This window comes from Streptomyces sp. NPDC048623 (genome assembly GCF_040650755.1).
GTDB lineage: Bacteria > Actinomycetota > Actinomycetes > Streptomycetales > Streptomycetaceae > Streptomyces.
The window spans coordinates 16,155-36,267 of record NZ_JBEZHV010000007.1; the positions used below are offsets into that span (position 1 = coordinate 16,155).

13 protein-coding genes are annotated in these 20,113 nt (G+C 69.6%); 3 read left to right on the plus strand and 10 right to left on the minus strand.

What is annotated here, in order from left to right:
• Window positions 1-107: 107 nt before the first annotated feature.
• Entirely contained in the window at window positions 108-1,769 is a 1,662-nt protein-coding gene (locus tag AB0C73_RS12485; protein ID WP_362528087.1) for a hypothetical protein, read from the minus strand.
• A gap of 214 nt (window positions 1,770-1,983) precedes the next feature.
• On the opposite strand from AB0C73_RS12485, the gene AB0C73_RS12490 reads away from it, so the two are divergent.
• Together AB0C73_RS12490 and AB0C73_RS12495 are read left to right on the plus strand one after the other, a co-directional pair.
• On the plus strand, window positions 1,984-3,090 hold the full coding sequence (locus tag AB0C73_RS12490; protein WP_362528090.1) for an LCP family protein: 1,107 nt from the start codon (window positions 1,984-1,986) through the stop codon (window positions 3,088-3,090).
• 13 nt (window positions 3,091-3,103) lie between these two features.
• Window positions 3,104-3,472: an NTP pyrophosphohydrolase gene (locus AB0C73_RS12495; protein ID WP_362528091.1), complete on the plus strand. Its 369-nt coding sequence runs from the start codon at window positions 3,104-3,106 to the stop codon at window positions 3,470-3,472.
• A gap of 25 nt (window positions 3,473-3,497) precedes the next feature.
• On the opposite strand, the gene AB0C73_RS12500 is transcribed toward AB0C73_RS12495, so the two are convergent.
• From AB0C73_RS12500 to ngcE, 9 genes are all read right to left on the minus strand, one after another.
• Window positions 3,498-5,012: an amino acid permease gene (locus AB0C73_RS12500; protein ID WP_362528094.1), complete on the minus strand. Its 1,515-nt coding sequence runs from the start codon at window positions 5,010-5,012 to the stop codon at window positions 3,498-3,500.
• A 273-nt stretch (window positions 5,013-5,285) separates the two neighbouring features.
• Window positions 5,286-7,205, minus strand: a complete 1,920-nt coding sequence (dxs, locus tag AB0C73_RS12505; RefSeq protein WP_362528096.1) for a 1-deoxy-D-xylulose-5-phosphate synthase — start codon at window positions 7,203-7,205, stop codon at window positions 5,286-5,288.
• Between the two features lie 225 nt (window positions 7,206-7,430).
• Window positions 7,431-8,855 carry a sugar ABC transporter permease gene (locus AB0C73_RS12510; protein ID WP_362528097.1) on the minus strand — a complete coding sequence of 475 codons (1,425 nt, stop codon included), beginning with the start codon at window positions 8,853-8,855 and terminating at the stop codon, window positions 7,431-7,433.
• A complete protein-coding gene (locus tag AB0C73_RS12515) occupies window positions 8,852-9,655 on the minus strand; it encodes an ATP-binding cassette domain-containing protein (RefSeq protein WP_362528100.1) in 804 nt (267 codons plus the stop codon). The genes AB0C73_RS12510 and AB0C73_RS12515 overlap by 4 nt, the downstream gene beginning before the upstream one ends.
• A 134-nt stretch (window positions 9,656-9,789) precedes the next feature.
• Window positions 9,790-10,890, minus strand: a complete 1,101-nt coding sequence (locus tag AB0C73_RS12520) for a substrate-binding domain-containing protein (protein ID WP_362528101.1) — start codon at window positions 10,888-10,890, stop codon at window positions 9,790-9,792.
• Window positions 10,891-11,012: 122 nt separating this feature from the next.
• A complete protein-coding gene (locus AB0C73_RS12525) occupies window positions 11,013-12,245 on the minus strand; it encodes an ROK family transcriptional regulator (RefSeq protein ID WP_362528103.1) in 1,233 nt (410 codons plus the stop codon).
• Between the two features lie 157 nt (window positions 12,246-12,402).
• Window positions 12,403-13,365: a carbohydrate ABC transporter permease gene (locus tag AB0C73_RS12530; RefSeq protein WP_362528702.1), complete on the minus strand. Its 963-nt coding sequence runs from the start codon at window positions 13,363-13,365 to the stop codon at window positions 12,403-12,405.
• A 27-nt stretch (window positions 13,366-13,392) separates the two neighbouring features.
• Window positions 13,393-14,322 carry a sugar ABC transporter permease gene (locus AB0C73_RS12535; RefSeq protein WP_362528105.1) on the minus strand — a complete coding sequence of 310 codons (930 nt, stop codon included), beginning with the start codon at window positions 14,320-14,322 and terminating at the stop codon, window positions 13,393-13,395.
• Window positions 14,323-14,383: 61 nt separating this feature from the next.
• Window positions 14,384-15,823: an N-acetylglucosamine/diacetylchitobiose ABC transporter substrate-binding protein gene (gene ngcE, locus AB0C73_RS12540; protein WP_362528108.1), complete on the minus strand. Its 1,440-nt coding sequence runs from the start codon at window positions 15,821-15,823 to the stop codon at window positions 14,384-14,386.
• Window positions 15,824-16,222: 399 nt separating this feature from the next.
• Here ngcE and AB0C73_RS12545 point away from each other — a divergent pair, with 399 nt between their 5' ends.
• On the plus strand, window positions 16,223-20,068 hold the full coding sequence (locus AB0C73_RS12545) for a GH92 family glycosyl hydrolase (protein ID WP_362528110.1): 3,846 nt from the start codon (window positions 16,223-16,225) through the stop codon (window positions 20,066-20,068).
• The last annotated feature ends 45 nt before the right edge of the window (window positions 20,069-20,113 follow it).

Sequence of the window (20,113 nt, forward strand, 5' to 3'; positions counted from 1 at the left end):
GTCCCCGCTCGTCCCTGCCCCTGGGCCGTGCACACAGGGGGAACACTTGATGTTCACCCGTCATTCACATCGGACGCGCGTCGGATCTTAGCAAGAATGCTCGATTTTCAAATCTCTTGGTGAACCGATTGCCAGCCGCCGAACTCGAGACCCTGCACGTCAGGGCGCTGCCGGGCGACCAGTGGGACCCCGTCGGGCCCGAGTGTGGCGATCACCACGCGGCCCCGGCCGTCCAGCGCGACCGCCGGTGGCACCTCCGCACCCGCGGCGTGTGGCGCCCACCACACGCCCAGATCGGGCCGGCCGTCGGCGTGCGCGCCGACCGAGGGCGCCTGGTCGTGACCGGTACGCACCAGGACCGTGCAGCTCCAGCCCTGGATCCCGGCGCCCGCGACGCCGGCCACCGGGCCGGTGCCGTCGCCACCGCCCAGACCGACCGGGGCGCCCGTGCCCGGCTGCCAGACGCAGACCTCGCTGGTCTCCGCGTAGCGGTAGCGCAGGGCACCGGCCTCGGGCGCGGCCGACAGGCTGCCGGGCACCGCGCTCACCGGCACCGAACGGTCCTCCGTCCAGGCACCGGTGGCCGGGTCGTAGTGCCAGTGCACCGCGGCGACGCCGTCCCGGACCCGGGCGACCAGCTCGACCCCGCCGTCCCAGGCAGGGAAGGCGACGAGTTCGTCGGCGACCTTCCGGCCGCGCAAGTGCTCCCAGGCGGACCAGCGGCCCGCGGGGTCCTGGCGGCGGGTGCTGATGCTCGCGCCGACGTTGCGGACGAAGACATGAAAGGTGCCGGAAGCGTCGAAGGCGCCCACCGGGAAGCCGAGCCGGCGGGCCTTGTGCCACTCGCGGGCGTTCGGATTGCCCACCGGGGTCCACGGGCCGAGCGGTCGGCCGCTCTGGTACTGCACAGCCGTGACCACGTCCAGGGCAGGCCCCTGCGTGGACGCGGTACGGCGCAGGCCGAGCAGCCGTACATAGCCGTCGGGGCCCTGCACCACGGACAGACCCGGCATCAGATCGGGGGTGTCCAGCGGCTCGGGGCCGGTCCACCCCGGGCCGCCCGGGGTGTGCTCGGTCCAGCGCAGCACACCGCCGGCGGAGAGCAGATGGACGGAGAGGCGCCCGTCGGTACCGGTGGTCAGCCAACGCACCGGGCGCGGATAGCGGGCGGCGAGGTCGAGCGGCGCGCGTGGGTCGACGGCCGCACGCCGGCAGTCCACGAAGACTGGGACACCAGTGCCGGTCTGGTGACGGCGGGCGGCGCGCAGGGCGGCGAGGGCGGCGAAGCCGCGCCGGGGCGGCTCGATCACGGCGTACTTCCGCTCGCCGTCAGGCACCGGCACGCTCGCCGGGTCGGGGTCCAGGGTGGCGACACGCAGCGGGTCGAGGCCGGCCAGGGCGTCGAGGACGGCGGACTCGGCCCGGGCGAGGGCCGCCGGGTCGTCCGGCGTGCACTCCGGCAGGCCGAGAACGAGAGGCGGGCCGACCGGGCGCGGCCCGGCGCCGGCCGCGGCGGCCCGGTCGAGCCGCCGTGCGAGGTCGTCGAGTTCACCGGGTTCGCCGTGCCACAGGCTGACCACGGCGACCGGGCGGCCCGGCGCCTGGGCGGACAGCAGCGGCAGCGCGTCGGAGGGGGTGGCGACGACGACCGCCACGAGTCCGCCGCGCGAGGCGGCGTCCTCGTACGGCTCGTACGACGTGCCGGTGTCGGCGGTGCCGGACAGAACGGCGGCCGATCCGCCGGTACGACGACCGGTCGCGCGCGCCATACCGTTCCACTCCCCTGCGGTTTCTCCGTCGGTTTCACTGCGTTCATCTCGATGTGAACGGAAAGACGATAACCGGCCGGGTCACTCGCACACACGTCCGGACCTTCCGCCTATACTTCACGACTCGCAAGGAGCCCACGGATCCTGCAGCCCTGGGGGGGCCGGGTTTCCGTGTCCCGGCCGCCGGGCCGCCCGATCTCGAGGACTCAGCCGCATGACCCAGGACATACGCCCGCCCGCCGCCCACGGCGAGACGGAGGACCTTCCGCGCGAGCACGGCCGCAGGACGCCGAAGCGCAAGCGCCGCACCGGACGGATCGTGCTCCTGACGCTGCTCGTGCTCGTGCTCGCCTGCGGCGGGACCGGGTACTGGATGTACTCCAGCCTCGACGGCAACATCGAGGCCGCCGTCGACCTCGACAAGGATCTGGGCGACAACCGGCCGGAGAAGGCGCCGGCCTCCGGGCAGAACCTGCTCGTCCTCGGGTCCGACTCGCGGGCCGGGGACAACGCGGCGCTGGACGGGGCGGCGGTGAGCGGGGCGCGGTCGGACACGGCGCTGGTCGTGCACATACCCGAGGGCCGGACCAGCGCGGTCGCGGTGAGCATTCCCCGGGACACGCTGGTGACCCGGCCGGAGTGCAACCGCAAGGGCGGCGGCACGGCGCCGTCCGCCGAGCGCGTGATGTTCAACTCGGTGTACGCGCAGTACGGTCCCGCGTGCACGATGAAGACCGTCGAGAAGATGTCCGGGGTGCGGCTCGACCACTACCTGGAGATCGACTTCGCCGGGTTCAAGGACCTGGTCGACGCGATCGGCGGCGTGACCGTCCGGATCGACGAGCCCATCAAGGACAAGCACTCCGGTCTCGACCTGGCCGCCGGCTCGCAGCGCCTCGACGGCACCCAGTCCCTCGCCTTCGTCCGTACCCGGCACGGCGTCGGCGACGGCAGCGACCTCGGCCGCATCGGCAACCAGCAGAGGTTCCTCACCGCCCTGCTCACCGAGGTGAAGAAGCAGGACCTCCTTGGCAGTCCCGCCAAGACGTACACGATCGCCGACTCGATGACGAAGGCGCTCACCACCGACTCCGAACTGGCGTCCCTGAAGGCGCTGAGCGACTACGCCCAGAGCCTCAACGGCGTCGACCCGGTGGACATGGACACGATCATGCTCCCGGTCGCGTACGACAAGAAGGACCCCAACCGCGTCGTCGCGTACGAGCCCAACGCCTCCAAGCTGTGGACGTCGATCCGCGAGGACACCGAGATCCCGGACGAGGCCAAGAAGTCGCCCGCCACCGGCGGCTCACGGAGCTGACATCCTGTAGCGCATGACTCTCCCGCTGCTGATCGTCGACGGCGCCAACGTGGTCGGCTCGGTTCCCGACGGCTGGTGGAAGGACCGGCGCGGGGCCGCCGAGCGGCTGCGGGACCGGCTCGCCGAGCGGGGCGGGCCGGTGGAGGGGCCGTACTCCGGGCCGTACGAGATCGTGCTCGTCCTGGAGGGGCGGGCGCGGGGCGTGGTGGCGGTGCCGGGGGTACGGGTCGAGGAGGCGGCCGGCAGCGGCGACGATCTGATCGCGGAGCTGGCCCGGAACGCGGCCGGCCGGCCGTGTCTGGTGGTCACGGCCGACCGGGAGCTGCGGCGGAGGGTGGAGGAGTGGGGCGCGCGCTGCGTCGGGCCGCGGGCCCTTCCGTAGCAGCGGCCCCTCCCGTGACCCTGTCTCAGTACTTCGCGTCCGGGCCCAGCTTGCCGAGGCGGCTGTGGCTGCGGCCGTACAGGAAGTAGACGAAGAAGCCGATGATCATCCAGATGGCGAAGCGGAGCCAGGTCTCGCCCGGCAGGTTCAGCATCAGCCACAGCGAGGCGGCGATGGAGAGGATCGGCAGCACCGGGACCCACGGGGTGCGGAAGGCGCGGTGCAGGTCGGGGCGGGTGCGGCGGAGGATGATGACGCCGACGGCGACCATGACGAAGGCGAACAGGGTGCCGATGTTCACCAGCGTCGCCAGCTCGTTGATGCTGGTGAAGCCGGAGACGATGGCGATGATCCCGCCGAGCAGGATGGTCGGCCGGTACGGGGTCCGGAACCGCGGGTGGGTGTGGGAGAAGAAGCGCGGCAGCAGTCCGTCGCGGCTCATCGCGAAGAACACGCGGGTCTGGCCGAGCAGCAGGATCAGACAGACCGTGGTGAGGCCGATGGCGGCGCCGAAGCTGATCACGCCCGCGTAGAAGGGGTGCCCGACGGCCTTGAAGGCGTCGGCGAGCGGGGCGCTGACGGACAGTTCCGTGTAGTGCTGCATACCGGTGACGACCAGGGCGACCGCGACGTACAGCACGGTGCAGATGAGGAGCGAGCCGAGGATGCCGCGGGGCATGTCGCGCTGCGGCATCTTGGTCTCCTCGGCGGCGGTGGCCACCACGTCGAAGCCGATGAAGGCGAAGAAGACCACGGACGCGGCGGTGAAGATGCCCATGACGCCGAAGTTGGTGGGCTCGTAGCCGAACATCAGCTGGATCAGCGGGGCGGTCTCCCAGCCGCCGCCGGTCTCCGGGGTCACCGCGGGCGGGATGAACGGCTTGTAGTTGTCGCCGACGATGAAGAACAGGCCCGCGACGATCACGATCATGACCACGGTGACCTTGATCGCGACGACCAGGGCGGTGATCCGGGCGGACAGCTTCATGCCGATGACCAGGACCACGGTGAGCACCAGGACCAGGATGAACGCCAGCAGGTCGAAGGTGCCGCCCGGGACGTCCGGCCCTTCGAGTGAAGCGGGCAGGTGCCAGCCGATGTTGTCCATCAGCGAGCGGACGTAGCCGGACCAGCCGACCGCCACCACCGCCGTGCCGAGCGCGAACTCCAGGACGAGGTCCCAGCCGATGATCCAGGCCGGCAGCTCGCCGATGGAGGCGTACGCGAAGGTGTACGCCGAACCGGCGACCGGCACGGTCGACGCGAACTCCGCGTAGCACAGGGCGGCGAGGGCGCAGACGATGCCGGCGGCGACGAACGCGAGGGCGGTCGCCGGGCCCGCGTTCTCCTTGGCCACCTTGCCGGTGAGCACGAAGATGCCGGTGCCGATGATGACGCCGACGCCGAAGACCGTCAGGTCCCACGCGGACAGGGACTTCTTGAGCGCGTGTTCGGGCTCCTCGGTGTCGCGGATCGACTGCTCGACCGACTTGGTGCGGAACAATCCGTCGTTCGCGCGTGGCTGCTGGTCCGTGCTCACGTCGTACCTCCCTGGCAAAGGGCTGCCCGCCCTCAGGCCAGGATGCACGCGGAAGGGCCGGTCGGCACTCCGAAGAGTGAGCCGACCGGCCCAAGGGTGACGCCGGGTGAGGTGACACCGGGTGAGGTACGGGGCCCGGCCCGGCCGTCAGGCCCACCGCCGGGCCCACCGTCAGGCCCACCGCCGGGCCCACCGTCAGGCCCACCGTCGGGCCCACCGTCAGGCCCACCGTCGGGCCCGCCCTCAGGCCCGCCGTCCCGCCCCGGTCGCCCGTCAGTCGCGGGCGGGCTCCACGGCCTGGCTGCTGCTCTCGAACCTGCCGTCCAGGCGCGAGACCAGACCGGTGACCTGGCGGGCGATGTCCGGGGCGGTCAGGCCGATCTCCGCCAGGACCTCGCCCCGGGAGGCGTGGTCGAGGAAGCGCGGCGGGATGCCGAAGTCGCGCAGCGGCACGTCCACGCCCGCGTCGCGCAGCGCCTGCGCCACGGCGGAGCCGACGCCGCCGACGCGGCTGTTGTCCTCGACGGTGACGACGACGCGGTGCTGCTCGGCGAGCGGGGCCAGGGCCTCGTCGACGGGCTTGACCCAGCGCGGGTCGATCACCGTGGTGGAGATGCCCTGCTTGTCGAGGAGACCGGCGATCTCCAGGCACATCGGGGCGAGCGCGCCGACCGAGACGAGCAGCACGTCCGGCGTGTCGGAGCCGGCCTCGCGCAGCACGTCCATGCCGCCGACCCGGCGCAGCGCCGGGACCGCGGGGCCGACCGCGCCCTTGGAGAAGCGCACCACGGTGGGGGCGTCGGTGACCTCGACGGCCTCGCGCAGCTGGGCGCGGACCTGGTCGGCGTCGCGCGGGGCGGCGAGCCGCAGGCCGGGCACGACCTGGAGGATCGACATGTCCCACATGCCGTTGTGCGAGGCGCCGTCGGTGCCGGTGACACCGGCCCGGTCGAGCACGAAGGTGACGCCGCACTTGTGCAGGGCCACGTCCATCAGGACCTGGTCGAAGGCGCGGTTGAGGAAGGTCGCGTAGACCGCGAAGACCGGGTGCAGGCCGCCGGTCGCCAGGCCGGCCGCGGAGACCGCGGCGTGCTGCTCGGCGATGCCGACGTCGAAGACCCGCTCCGGGAAGGCCTTGGCGAACTTGTCGAGGCCGACCGGCTGGAGCATGGCCGCCGTGATGGCGACGATGTCCTCGCGCTCCTTGCCGAGGGCGACCATCTCCTCGCCGAAGACGCTGGTCCAGTCGGCGCCCGAGGAGGCGATCGGCAGACCGGTGTCCGGGTGGATCTTGCCGACCGCGTGGAAGCGGTCGGCCTCGTCCTGCAGGGCCGGCTGGTAGCCGCGGCCCTTCTCGGTGAGGCAGTGCACGATGACCGGGCCGCCGAAGCGCTTGGCGCGGGTCAGCGCGGACTCCAGGGCCTCGATGTCGTGGCCGTCGATCGGGCCGACGTACTTCAGGCCCAGGTCCTCGAACATGCCCTGCGGGGCGATGAAGTCCTTCAGGCCCTTCTTGGCGCCGTGCAGGGTCTCGTAGAGCGGCTTCCCGACGACCGGGGTGCGCTCCAGGATGTCCTTGCCGCGGGCGAGGAAGCGCTCGTAGCCGTCGGTGGTGCGCAGGGTCGCCAGGTGGTTGGCGAGGCCACCGATCGTGGGGGCGTAGGAGCGCTCGTTGTCGTTGACGACGATGACGACCTGGCGGTCCTTGGCGTCGGCGATGTTGTTGAGCGCCTCCCAGGCCATGCCGCCGGTCAGCGCGCCGTCGCCGATGACGGCGACGACGTGGTCGTCCTTCTTCAGGACCTCGTTGGCCTTGGCGAGGCCGTCGGCCCAGCCGAGGACGGTCGAGGCGTGCGAGTTCTCGATGACGTCGTGCTCGGACTCGGCCTGCGAGGGGTAGCCGGACAGGCCGCCCTTCATCTTGAGCTTGGAGAAGTCCTGGCGGCCGGTGAGCAGCTTGTGCACATAGCTCTGGTGGCCGGTGTCCCACAGGACCCGGTCCTTGGGCGAGTCGAAGACGCGGTGCAGGGCGATGGTCAGTTCGACCACGCCCAGGTTGGGGCCGAGGTGCCCGCCGGTCTTGGAGACGGCGTCCACGAGGAAGGTCCTGATCTCGCCGGCCAGCTGTTCCAGCTGTTCCGAGGAGAGCCGGTCCAGGTCTCGCGGTCCCCTGATACGGGTCAGCAGCGCCACCCGTGCCTCCTTGTTTTGAACTGGTCGAGCTTGCCGATTTGTCGAGTCTAATGTTCCGTCCCGGATCGTGGGCATCGGGCCGGGGCTCAGGCGCCACCCGGATGGCCGACACGCCGATGATCCGTGCGGACGCATCCGTACGCGTCCGTTGATCCGGACGCAGCAGTGCCCGGCGCCGGTTTCCCGGCGCCGGGCGGACTGTACGTGATGCGGGTTACAAGGTCCTTACGCGCGGCCCGCGGTCTTCTGCGTACGGCGGGAGACCGAGTCGATCACGACGGCGGCGAGGAGCACCGCGCCGGTGATCATGTTCTGGATGGCGTTGGACATGCCGATCATGTTCAGGCCCTGCTGGATCGACTGGATGACGATCATGCCCAGGAGCGCCGACCAGACCTTGCCGCGGCCGCCGAAGAGGCTGGTGCCGCCGATCACGGCCGCCGCGATGACCAGCATCAGGGTGTTGCCGCCGCCGAGGCTCTTGGTCGCGCCGCCGGAGAGGCTGGCGATGAACAGGCCGCCGAAGGCGGCGAGGGTGCCGGAGATCGCGAAGACGGCGATCCGGACCAGGTCGACGTTGATGCCGGCGCGGCGGGCCGCCTCGGCGTTGCCGCCGACCGCGAAGACCTTGCGGCCGAAGAGGGTGCGGCGGGCGACGAAGTCGGCGAGCACCAGGACGGCGAGGAAGAGCACCAGGGCGAGCGGCAGGCCGCGGGCGCCGGCGGGCTCGTTCATCACGTACGCGACGACGAAGACCAGGACGGCGACGACACCGGTGCGCAGCACGATCTCGCTGACCGGGCGGGCCGGGAGCAGCGCGGCCTTGCGGCGGCTGCTGTCGCGCAGCAGCGAGAAGAGGTACGCGGCGACGGCGAGGATCGCGAGGCCGTAGGCGGCGAACTTGTCGGCGAAGAAGTAGTTGGTGAGGTTCTCCACCACGCTGCCGGACGGCGTGTTGATGGAGCCCTCGCCGCCCATGAGCCATTCCTGGAGGCCCATCCAGCCGAGGAAGCCGGCCAGGGTGACCACGAAGGCGGGGACGCCGATCTTGGCGAAGAAGAAGCCGTGCAGCGCGCCGATGGCGGTGCCGGAGAGCACGGCGAGCACGATGGCGAGCCATTCGTTCATGCCGTTGCTGACCTGGAGGCCGGCCCAGACGGCGGCACCCACACCGGCGACCGAGCCCATGGAGAGGTCGATCTCGCCGAGGACGAGCACGAACACGATGCCGACGGCCATGATGCCGAGACCGGAGGCGTACACGGCGACGTTGGCGACCGAGCTCGCGGACAGGAAGTTGCTGTTCTGGAGCTGGAAGACGGTCGCGATGACGATCAGGCCGAGGATCACGGGGAGGGAGCCGAGCTCGCCGCCGCGGATCTTGCGGGTGAACTCGGTCCAGTAGCCCTTGATGCCCTCCTCGCGGACGAGGAGGCGGGGGTCGACGGCCGGGACGGGGGCCGCGGACTCCTGGGCGGGCGCCGCAGCCTCGGAAGCCTCGGGAGCGGCGGCGGTCTCGGCAGCGGCGGTGACCTCGGCGGCCGCCGGAGCCTCGGTGGCTTCCGGAGCCTCGGTGGCCCCGGCAGCCCCGGTGCCCTCTGCCGTCTCGGTGGCCTCGGCCGTCTCGGGGGTCTTGGCGAGGTCGCTCACTTCGCGTCCTCCTTCTCGGCGGTCTCGGCCTTGCGCGCCTGGCGGCGGGTCACGGCGTTGTCCGTGGCTCCGGTGATGGCGGCGATGATCGTCTCGTGGGTGGTGTCGGCGACGTCGAAGACACCGTTGTTGCGGCCGAGCCGGAGCACGGCGACCTTGTCCGCGACGGCGCGGACGTCGGCCATGTTGTGGCTGATGAGGATGACGCCGTGGCCGCGCTCGCGCAGCCGCTCCACCAGGTCGAGCACCTGTGCGGTCTGCTCGACGCCGAGGGCGGCGGTGGGCTCGTCCAGGATCACGATCTTCGGGTCGCCGATCAGGGCGCGGGCGATGGCCACGACCTGGCGCTGGCCGCCGGAGAGGGCGGCCACGGGTATGCGGACCGACGGGATCCGGATCGACAGGGTGTCGAGGAGCTCCCGGGCGCGCTTCTCCATGGCGATCTCGTCGAGGACGGAGCCGGAGCTGAGCTCGCTGCCGAGGAACAGGTTGGCGACGACGTCGAGGTTGTCGCAGAGCGCCAGGTCCTGGTAGACGGTCGCGACGCCGAGGTTCTGGGAGTCGTGGGGCCGGGTGATCTGGACCGGACGGCCGTCCCACTCGATGGTGCCCTCGTCGATCGGGTGAACACCCGAGATCGTCTTGACGAGGGTGGACTTGCCGGCGCCGTTGTCACCCACGAGGGCGACAACCTCTCCGGCATGGATCTCCAGATCGACATCGGTGAGCACCTGGACGGCGCCGAACCGCTTGGAGACCCCGCGCAACGCCAGCACGGGCGTAGCGGACACGTGAATCATCTCCTTCGCCGCCTGACCGGCGGGGCTGTGCTGCAAAAGACTGAGGAGTACGAGGGGAGTCCGGCGCCCCGCCCCCGCTTGCGGGGCGTTGAACGGGGCGGGTGCGCCGGACCGGTTCCGTGGAGCGGCCGGGGTTACTTGATGCCCGCCGCGTCGCAGGCCGCCTTGTACTCGGCGGTGCAGATGTCGGCCGCCTTGTAGACGTTGTCCGCGATGATCGTGGAGGCGATGTTCTCCTTGGTCACGACCTGCGCGTCGTAGAGCTTCGCCGGGATGCCCTTGAACTCACCGGTGAGGCTGTCGACCTTGACCGGGACGAGGTCGTCGATCTTCTCGCCCTTGAGGAGCTTGACGGCGATCTCGGCGGTGGTCTCGGCCTCGGGCTTGATCTGCTTGTAGATCGTGAAGGCCTGGTCGCCCTTCAGGATGCGCTGCAGACCCGCGAGTTCGGCGTCCTGGCCGCCGACCGGGACCTTGACGCCCTGCTTGGCGAGGGCGGTGATGATGCCGCCGGCCATGCCGTCGTTGGCGGAGTACACGCCCTGGAAGCCGGTCTTGCCCAGGGAGTCGATGGCGGCACCCATCTTCTTGTTGGCCTCGTCCGGGGACCAGTCCGGGATGTCCTGCTCGTAGACGACCTTCTTCACGGCGCTGTCGATGGCGCTGTGGGCACCCTTCTTGAACAGCGGGGCGTTCGGGTCGGTCGGCGAGCCGTTGATCATGACAACGTTGGCGTCCTTGGCGTTGGCGCCGAGCGCCTTCACCAGGGCCTCGCCCTGCAGGCGGCCGATCTTCTCGTTGTCGTACGAGACGTAGGCGGAGATCGGGCCCTCGGCCAGGCGGTCGTACGCGACGACCTTGACGCCCTTCTTCTCGGCCTGCTGCACCCAGGACTTGGTGGCCTTGTAGTCGACCGAGTCCAGGATGATGACCTTCACGCCCTGGGTGACGAGGGCGTCGAACTGCTTCTTCTGCGTCTCGGTGTCCTGCGCGGCGTTGTTGTACTTGACCTCGCAGTCGGCGCAGAGGGCCTTGATCTTCGCCTCGATGATCGGGCGGTCGAAGGTCTCGTAGCGCGTGGTCTTGTTCTCCGGCAGGAGCAGACCGATGGTCTTGGTGTCGCCACCGGCGGCGCCGTCCGCGCCGTTGTCGCCGGCCTTGCCACAGGCGGCGATCGAGAGGGCCATGGAAACCGCGGCCGTGCCTATGACGACGCGTCGCGTCACTGCGTTCATGTGGTGTTGCCTCCCTGACGAGGCCGCGACGTTGCGGCCGAGGTGGCTGGAAGTCAACTCGGCCGCCGGGTCATCGTCAAGAAGTAAATCCTTAACGAGATGGCAACGGTGCCATTCGTTATCTAAGTGAACGCGGGTGTACGCGCCGACGCCGAGCCCGCCGAAGAGCCCTGATGGCCACCCTCAGAACCCTGCAAAAGACTTGAATCGCCCATCTCGCTGAGTACGAGGGCGAGCGCGCCGAGTACCTCCGCGCGGCCGCCCAGGGCCCCAGGAGCCACCGAGAGGTGCCGGGCGGCGCTGGGGATCGCGTAACGCGACACGGAGTCCCTGATGGGCCCCAGGACCAGCTCCCCGGCCTCCGCCAGGTCACCGCCGAGGATCACCCGGCTCGGGTTCAGGAGATTGCAGAGGTTGGCGACACCGCTGCCGATGTACCGGCCGACGTCCGCGATCACCCGGCGGCAGCCCGGATCACCCTCGCGGGCCAGCTGGACCACCCGCTCCATCGTCAGATCCGGCCCGTGGCTGGGCTGCAGCAGCGGCAGTACGTAACGGGCGGCCGTGAAGGTCTCCAGGCAGCCCCGGTTGCCGCAGCGGCACACCGGGCCGGACTCGTCGAGCGTGATGTGCCCGATCTCGCCGGCCGTGCCGCCCGGGCCCCGGTAGACCCGCCCGTCGATCACCAGACCGGCGCCGACGCCGCTGGCCACCTTGATGTACGCGAGGTCCTTGACGCCCCGCCCGCTGCCCCACACCAGCTCGCCCAGCGCGCCGAGGTTGGCGTCGTTGTCGACGTGCACGGGCACCCCGAGGCGCGCCGAGAGCTCGTCGGCGGGGTTGATCCCGCTCCAGCCCGGCAGGATCGAGGTGGAGCCGAGGCGGCCGGAGGGGACGTCGATCGGGCCCGGCACGCCGAGGCCGACCCCGATGACCTTGGCCCGGGCGATGCCGGTGGCCTCGATCAGCCTGCTGACCAGCTGTTCCGCCCGGTCGAACCCCTCGGCGGCGGAGGCGTCGACGTCCAGCGGCTCCGACTCCTCGGCGAGGACCTGGTGCGCCAGGTTGCCCACCGCGACGCGCAGGTGGGTGTGCCCGAAGTCCACCCCTATGACGATGCCGGCGTCACCGCTGAGCGAGACGCTGCGGGCCCGGCGGCCCCCCGCCGAGGTCGGGGTGACCTCGACGGTGCCCCCGTCCTTCAGCTCCCGCACGATGTTGGAGACCGTGGCGGCGGACAGGCCGGTCGTCCGGGCGATCTCCGCCTGGGTGAGCGATCCGGCCATCCGGACAGCCCGGACGACCCGCTCGAGATTGGCCCGGTGCAGCGAGGACTGCGACCCCGGAGTCTCCATTGACTCTCTCCACCCTACGACGTGTACAAGTTATGAACTCCAAGCTCCGCTGTGGGGCTTGCCGCCGTCAAGTCCTCGACGGTAGTCGAATCCGGAACGAAAAGGTCCGGCCCCCGGAGACCGTGTCTCCGAGGGCCGGACCTGAGCGACGTTCTCGTTACTTGAGCGTGGCCGAAGTGAGACCCGCCTGGACCTGCCGCTGGAAGGACAGGTACACGACCAGCATCGGGATCATGGCGATGGTGACACCGGCGAAGAGCACCGGCAGGTCGGTCGCGTAGCCCTGCTGCTGCTCGAGCTGGATCAGGCCCTGGGTCAGCACGTAGCGCTCCGGGTCGTCACCGCTCTGCGGCTGCATCAGCACCGTCGGCAGGATGAACTGGTTCCACTGCCCGAGCGTGTTGAAGATGCCGACGCTGATCAGACCCGGCTTGGCCATCGGCAGCATCACCTGGAAGAAGGCCCGGGTGTGCGAGGCCCCGTCCAGGATCGCCGCCTCGAAGACCGCCGTCGGCAGCGTCCGGAAGAAGGAGTGCATGAAGAAGACGGTGAACGGCATCGAGTAGGCGACGTACACCAGGATCAGGCCCTGGTAGGTGTTGAGCATCCCGAGCATCTTCACCATGAAGAAGAGCGGGACGAGCGCCAGGAAGACCGGGAACATCGCGCCGGCCACGAAGAAGTAGTAGATGAGCCGGTTGCCCCAGAACCGGTAGCGGGCCAGCACGTACGCCGCCATCGAACCGAAGAGCATGGTCAGCGGCACCGAGAACACCAGGACGATGACGGTGTTGAGGAAGTAGTCGCCGATGCCCTTGTCCCAGGCCCGGGTGAAGACGTCGAAGGACCAGTTCGACGGCCAGCCGAAGGCCGAGCCCGCGATCTGCGCGTCGGTCTTGAAGGAGCTGAGCACCAGCCACAGCAGCGGCAGCACGATCAGCAGGGCCCACACGGCGAGGAAGCCGTGCGAGAAGACGTTCAGGACGACGCCCTCACGGGCCGGGCCCGGGGCCGGGGTGCTCCCCTTGCCGGCCGCGCGCTGGCGCGGCACGGCGGCCCCGCCGGCGGTGGTGGCGTCGGACGTCTGGGGGTCGGACGTCTGGGTGTCGGACTTCTTCATGGGTGCAGTCATCGTGGGTTCTCCCGCTCAGAACTCGAGGCGCTCGCGGCGGGTGGCGCGCAGCGTGACCACGGACACGATCAGGGTGAGCAGCAGCATGACCACGCCCATGGCGCACGCGTAACCGCTCTTACCGAAGTAGAGGAAGTTCCGCATCATGACCGTGGACATCGTCTCGCTGTGGTGGTCCGGGCCGCCGCCGAAGGAACCCGAGGTCATGGTGGACACGAGGACGAACATGTCCATGGCGACGATGCCGAGGTAGACCCAGGCGGTCTGCACGGAGTCCCACAGCAGCGGCAGGGTGATGCGGAAGAAGGACTGGGCGCGGCCGGCGCCGTCGATCAGCGCGGCCTCGTAGATGTCCCTCGGGATGGACTGCATGGCGGCCGAGAACAGCACCAGGTAGAAGCCGACGCCGTGCCAGACGATGACCGCGATGAGGGCCCAGAGGACGAAATCGGGCTCGTTGAGCCATTCCACCGGGTGGTCGGCGTCGATGAGGCCGAGTTTCAGGAGCAGGCCGTTGAGCATGCCGCCGGTGTCGCTGCGGTACACGGCGCCGAAGAGCACCGCGAGAATCGCCAGCGAGAGCACCTGCGGGAAGAAGTAGACCACTTTGTAGAACTTCGACCCGGCGACGCCCGAGACGCCGCCGGCCCTGCCGCGCCCGCCCGCGTTCACCATGAACGCGAAGAAGAGGGCGAGCAGAATGGTGATCACCGGGATGAACACCAGGAACAGGATGTTGTGCCAGACCGCTCCCAGGAAGACGTCGTCCTCGAGGAGGGCGGCGTAATTGTCGAAGCCGACGAAGGAGAAGGTCTGCGACTGGCCTTTCCAGTCCGTCAGCGAGTAGCCGAACGTCTGGAGGTACGGCCAGATGACGAAGACCAGATAGAGGGCCACGGGTATGAAGAGGAATCCCGTGACGAACTTGTACTGCCCTTTGCGCATGGCGTTCCTGTCCCTGATGTCCCCGGCGGAGTGATACGCGAGTGCTGTCCGCGTCCGCGCGTCAGTCGCGGTGGTTCTTCTTGGACGCCGGGTCCTTGGCCGCCTTGTCGACCGCGGCCTGGGCCCGCTTCAGCCATTCCGCGGGCTGGATGCGCTTGGCCATCAGCTCGTTGGAGGCGTTCTGGATCTCGGTGTCCATCTCGCTGTACCACTCGGAGTACAGGTAGCGGAACGTGTTGGTGCCGGCCTTCTTGGAGGCCTCCACCGTGGACTGGGTGCCCGGGCGCAGCTTGACGCTCGGGTCCACGCCGTCGGCGAGGATGGTGAGCGAGTTGGCCTCCTTGGCGAACAGCGTCGACCACTCCTTGGAGAGCATCATCCGCATGAACTCCTTCGCCTCGGACAGGTTCTTGGCCTTGGCGGGGATGATGAAGGGCTCGCCGGAGCCGGCGCGGATCGCCTCGTACGGCATCTTGCTGCCGGGCAGCAGCGGCATCGGCATGAACTTCATGTCGAAGTCGGCCGGGGTCTGCTTCAGCTGCTCGTTCTCCAGCCAGGAGCCGCAGGTGATGAAGGCGGCCTTGTACTGGTTCCAGCGGGTCTGGGACTCGGTGTGCTCCAGGCCGTTGGTGCCGGGCATCAGGTAGCCCTTCTCGACCACCTCGTAGATCGCCTCGACGGCCGCCTTGGCCGCGTCGGAGCCGACGAAGGCCTTGGGGTCGAGGTTGTCGATGGCCTTCATGGCCTCCAGACCGCCGGTCTTGGCGATCAGGTCCATGATGGCGACGTTGATGTAGTACGGGTACTTGCCCTGGTGGGCGAGGCCGCCGATGCCCTGGGCGGTGGCGTCCTTGCAGATGGCCAGGAACTCGTCCCAGGTCTTCGGCTCGGTCCAGCCCTTCTCCTTGAAGAGCTTGCCGGAATACCACAGACCCCACACCGTGTAGATGTAGTTGAGGGCGACGGTCTTGCCCTCGATGACGCCCGCGTCGAGGGTGCCGGGGATCAGGGTGTCGCGGACCTTCTTGCCCGGGTCGTCGATCGACGGCGCGTCGAGGACCTCGGCCAGGTCGAGCAGCTGCCCGTTCTTGTTCAGGACGTCGACCTTGATCTGCTGGGCACCCGAGTCGTCGACGATGTCCGGCGGGTTGCCGGCGTTGAAGCGCGGCTGGAGCTTGCCGGTGATCTCCTGGGTGCCGGTGTGGGTCGCGGAGGTGCCCCACTTCTTGTTGAAGCTGGCCTCCCACGCCTTGGCGTAGTCGTCTCCGTATCCGCCCTTGAAGACCACGACGTCGATCTTGCCGCCCTTGGCGACGCCGAACGGATTGTCCTTCGTCTTCTCGCCCTTGGGCTTGTCGGTGCCCGAGTCGTCGCCCCCGCTGGAGGCGCACGCGGACAGGAAACTCATCGTGGGCACCGAGATCAGACCGAGTGCGGCGGAACGCTTGATCAGATCGCGACGGCCGAGACCGTCACCCTTCGGGGCGGAGGTGGATCCCATGCTCAAGTCCTCGCCTTCATTCCTTCATTCAGGACTCAGGCGGTGTACCGGTCGCCCGTGGAAGTTCGCCTCAGGCGAAGGGCCCCGCCACCGCGGTCAATTGCAGCTGGGTCGTGCAGGCGCCGGGCCGTCGTTGGTTTCCGCGTTTCCGCGACGACGGGCTGGACGCCGACAGGTATAGTCCACTTCCCTTCGCGGGAGCAAGATCGAAACCAGCTTTCCCGTGCAGTCTTCTCCGAGTTGAGACCTCCCGATCGACGACGGTGTTTCTGCCCCGTTTCCTCCTGCGGATTACTGTCAACACCCTTGACACCAGGCATCCTTCACCCCTTTCCTGGGTGCTCGCGCAATCGGATTGACAACGTTGTCTAGAACCAGCGGCAGGAGCGACGACACGGCATGCGCCCCCATCTCAGAGCGGTCTCTCTTGCGGCCTCGGCGGCACTGGTCCTGAGCCTCACCCCTACGGTGGCTCAGGCGCTTCCGGGCCGATCGGGTGAATCCGACACCTCCGCATCCGGCACCACCGCACGGGAGTTCAGCAGCTCCTTCGAAGCGGACGAAACCCAGCCGACCTGGCGGAACACCGTCGACGTCGGCCCCGACGGAACCAAGCGCGCATCCGGTGTCGACGGCGGATTCGTCACCGGAATTCCGGGCAATGTGACCGACCGGGTCACCGACGTACGGGCCAGCGGCGAGAACGCGGGCGCGGGCGAGGTCAAGGAGAACCTGGTCGACCTCCAACCCGGCACAAAATGGCTGGTCTTCGAGCCCACCGCCTGGCTCGAGTTCGACACCGACGAGCCGGTGAGGCTCGCGAGCTACGCGCTGACCTCGGCCAACGACGCCGCCGAGCGCGACCCGAAGGACTGGACCCTCAAGGGCTCGGCCGACGGGAAGACCTGGACCGTCCTCGACACCCGCAGCGGCGAGAGCTTCGCGAAGCGCTTCGAGACGAAGACGTACGACATCCCGGGCGCGGCCGGCGGTGCCGGGGCTTCCTACGCCCACTACCGCCTGGAGATCACGAAGAACGCGGGCGCGGGCCTGACCCAGCTCGCCGACCTCCAGTTCTCGAACGGCGACACCTCCCAGCCCGTCCCCGAGGAGATGCGCAGCGCCGTCGACCGCGGCCCCAGCGGCTCCCCCACCGCCAAGGCCGGGGCCGGCTACACCGGGAAGCGGGCGCTGCGCTACGCGGGCACCCACCAGGGCGAGGGCCGGGCGTACTCGTACAACAAGGTCTTCGACGTCGACACCCGGATCGTCCGCAACACCGAGCTCTCGTACAAGATCTTCCCGTCGATGTCGGCCTCCGAGACCGACCTGAACTATCCGGCCACGAACGTCTCCGTGGACCTCGCCTTCACCGACGGCACCTATCTGAGCGAGCTCGGCGCGACGGACTCGTACGGCGGGCCGCTCACCCCGCAGGGCCAGGGCGCGGCCAAGCGCCTCTACGTCAACCAGTGGAACCAGGTCACGGCCCGGATCGGCGAGGTCGCCGACGGAAAGACCGTGGACCGGATCCTGGTGGCGTACGACTCCCCCAAGGGTCCGGGCAAGTTCCAGGGCTGGATCGACGACGTCTCGATCGCGCCGAAGACCCCGCAGGAGCCCTACGCGCGCCTGTCGGAGTACGCCTCGACGACCCGCGGCACCCACTCCTCCGGCTCCTTCTCGCGCGGCAACACCTTCCCCGCCGCGGCCGTGCCCCATGGCTTCAACTTCTGGACGCCGGTGACCAACGCGTCCACGCAGAGCTGGATCTACGAGTACGCGCGCGGCAACAACGCGGACAATCTGCCGGCCCTCCAGGCGCTGTCCGTCAGCCATCAGCCCAGCCCCTGGATGGGCGACCGGCAGACCTTCCAGGTGATGCCCTCGGCGGCGGCCGGCACCGCGCCGACCGACAAGGGGGCCCGCGCGCTGCCGTTCCGGCACACCGACGAGTCGGCGAAGCCGTACGCGTACGGGGTCACCTTCACCAACGGTCTGAAGGCGGAGGTGGCGCCGTCGGACCACGCGGCCGTGATGCGCTTCCGCTTCCCCGGTGACGACGCGAGCGTGGTCCTCGACAACGTCACCGACCAGGGCGGGCTGACCCTCGACCCGGCGACCCGTTCCTTCACCGGCTTCTCGGACGTGAAGAGCGGGCTGTCGACGGGCGCGGGCCGGATGTTCGTGTACGGCGTCTTCGACGCGCCGGTCACGGACTCCGCGGCGCAGGGCGTGAAGGGCCGCCTCCGCTTCGACGCGGGCGCGGACCGCACGGTGAACCTGCGGATCGCGACCTCGCTGATCTCCGTGGACCAGGCGAAGGCCAACCTCGCCGACGAGATCCCGGAGGGCACCTCCTTCGACACCGTGCGCGAGCGGGCGCAGGACGCCTGGGACGAGGTGCTCGGCCGGGTGACGGTGGAGGGCGCGAGCCACGCCCAGCTGGTGACGCTCTACTCCAGCCTGTACCGGCTGTACCTGTACCCCAACTCGGCCTCGGAGAAGGTCGGTTCGACGTACAAGTACGCCAGCCCCTTCAGCGCCCCGGCCGGGCCGGACACCCCGACCCGTACCGGCGCGAAGATCGTCGACGGCAAGGCGTACGTCAACAACGGCTTCTGGGACACCTATCGCACCACCTGGCCGGCCTACTCCTTCCTCACCCCGAACAAGGCGGGTGAGCTGGTCGACGGCTTCGTGCAGCAGTACAAGGACGGCGGCTGGATCTCCCGCTGGTCCTCCCCCGGCTACGCGGACCTGATGACCGGCACCTCGTCGGACGTGGCCTTCGCGGACGCGTACGTCAAGGGCGTCGACTTCGACGCGGAGGCGGCGTACGAGGCGGCCCTGAAGAACGCGACCGTCGCCCCGCCGAGCCGCGGGGTCGGCCGCAAGGGCATGGAGACCTCCCCCTTCACCGGCTACGCGTCGACCGCGACCGCCGAGGGCATGTCCTGGTCCCTGGAGGGCTACCTCAACGACTACGGCATCGCGAGGATGGGCCAGGCGCTCTACAGGAAGACCGGCGAGAAGCGGTACGCCGAGGAGTCGGCCTACTTCCTCGACCGGGCCCGGAAGTACGTGGCGCTCTTCGACACGAAGGCCGGTTTCTTCCAGGGCCGGGACGCGCAGGGCGCCTGGCGGGTGCCCTCGGAGTCGTACGACCCGAGGATCTGGGGCTACGACTACACCGAGACCAACGGCTGGGGCGCGGCCTTCGCCGTGCCGCAGGACTCGCGCGGTCTGGCCAGTCTGTACGGCGGGCGCTCCGGCCTCGCCAAGAAGCTGGACCTGTACTTCTCGACGCCCGAGACGGCTTCGCCGGACGTGGCCGGCTCGTACGGCAGCGTCATCCACGAGATGACCGAGGCCCGGGACGTGCGGATGGGCATGTACGGGCACTCCAACCAGGTCGCGCACCACGTGCCGTACATGTACGACGCGGCCGGGCAGCCGTGGAAGACGGCGGAGAAGGTCCGCGAGGTGCTGTCCCGGCTCTACACCGGCAGCGAGATCGGGCAGGGCTACCACGGCGACGAGGACAACGGCGAGCAGTCGGCCTGGTTCCTCTTCTCGGCGCTCGGCTTCTATCCGCTGGTGATGGGCAGCGGGGAGTACGCGATCGGCTCGCCGCTCTTCACGAAGGCGACGGTGCGGATGGACAACGGCCGCACGCTGGTCGTGGAGGCACCGCGCAACAGCGCCCGGAACATCTACGTGCAGGGCGTGAAGCTGAACGGCGTGGCGTGGAACTCGACGGCGCTGCCGCACGAGCTGCTCGCGAAGGGCGGGACCCTGAAGTTCGACATGGGCCCGAAGCCGTCGGCGTGGGGCACGGGCGCCTCGGCGGGCCCGGTGTCGATCACCAAGGACGACAAGGTGCCGGCGCCGCGGGCGGATCTGATCAAGGCCGCGGGGCCTGCGGGTCCGCTGTTCGACGACACGTCGGTGACGGCGGGGCCGGTGGCTGGTTCTGTGGAGCTTCCGGTGTCCGGTCCGGTGCGGGCGGTCCAGTACACGCTCACCTCGTCGGCGGACCGGACGAAGGCGCCTGCCGGCTGGGTGCTCCAGGGCTCGGTGGACGGCGTGACGTGGGCGGACCTGGACCGGCGGTCGGGTGAGTCGTTCGCGTGGGCGCGCCAGACCCGGGTGTTCTCGGTGGCGAAGCCGGGGGCGTACGCGAAGTACCGCCTGGTGGCGACGGGTTCGGGTGAGCTGGCGGAGATCGAACTCCTCGGCTGACCTGGCCATGCGTAAGGGCCGGTCTCCATGGAGACCGGCCCTTAC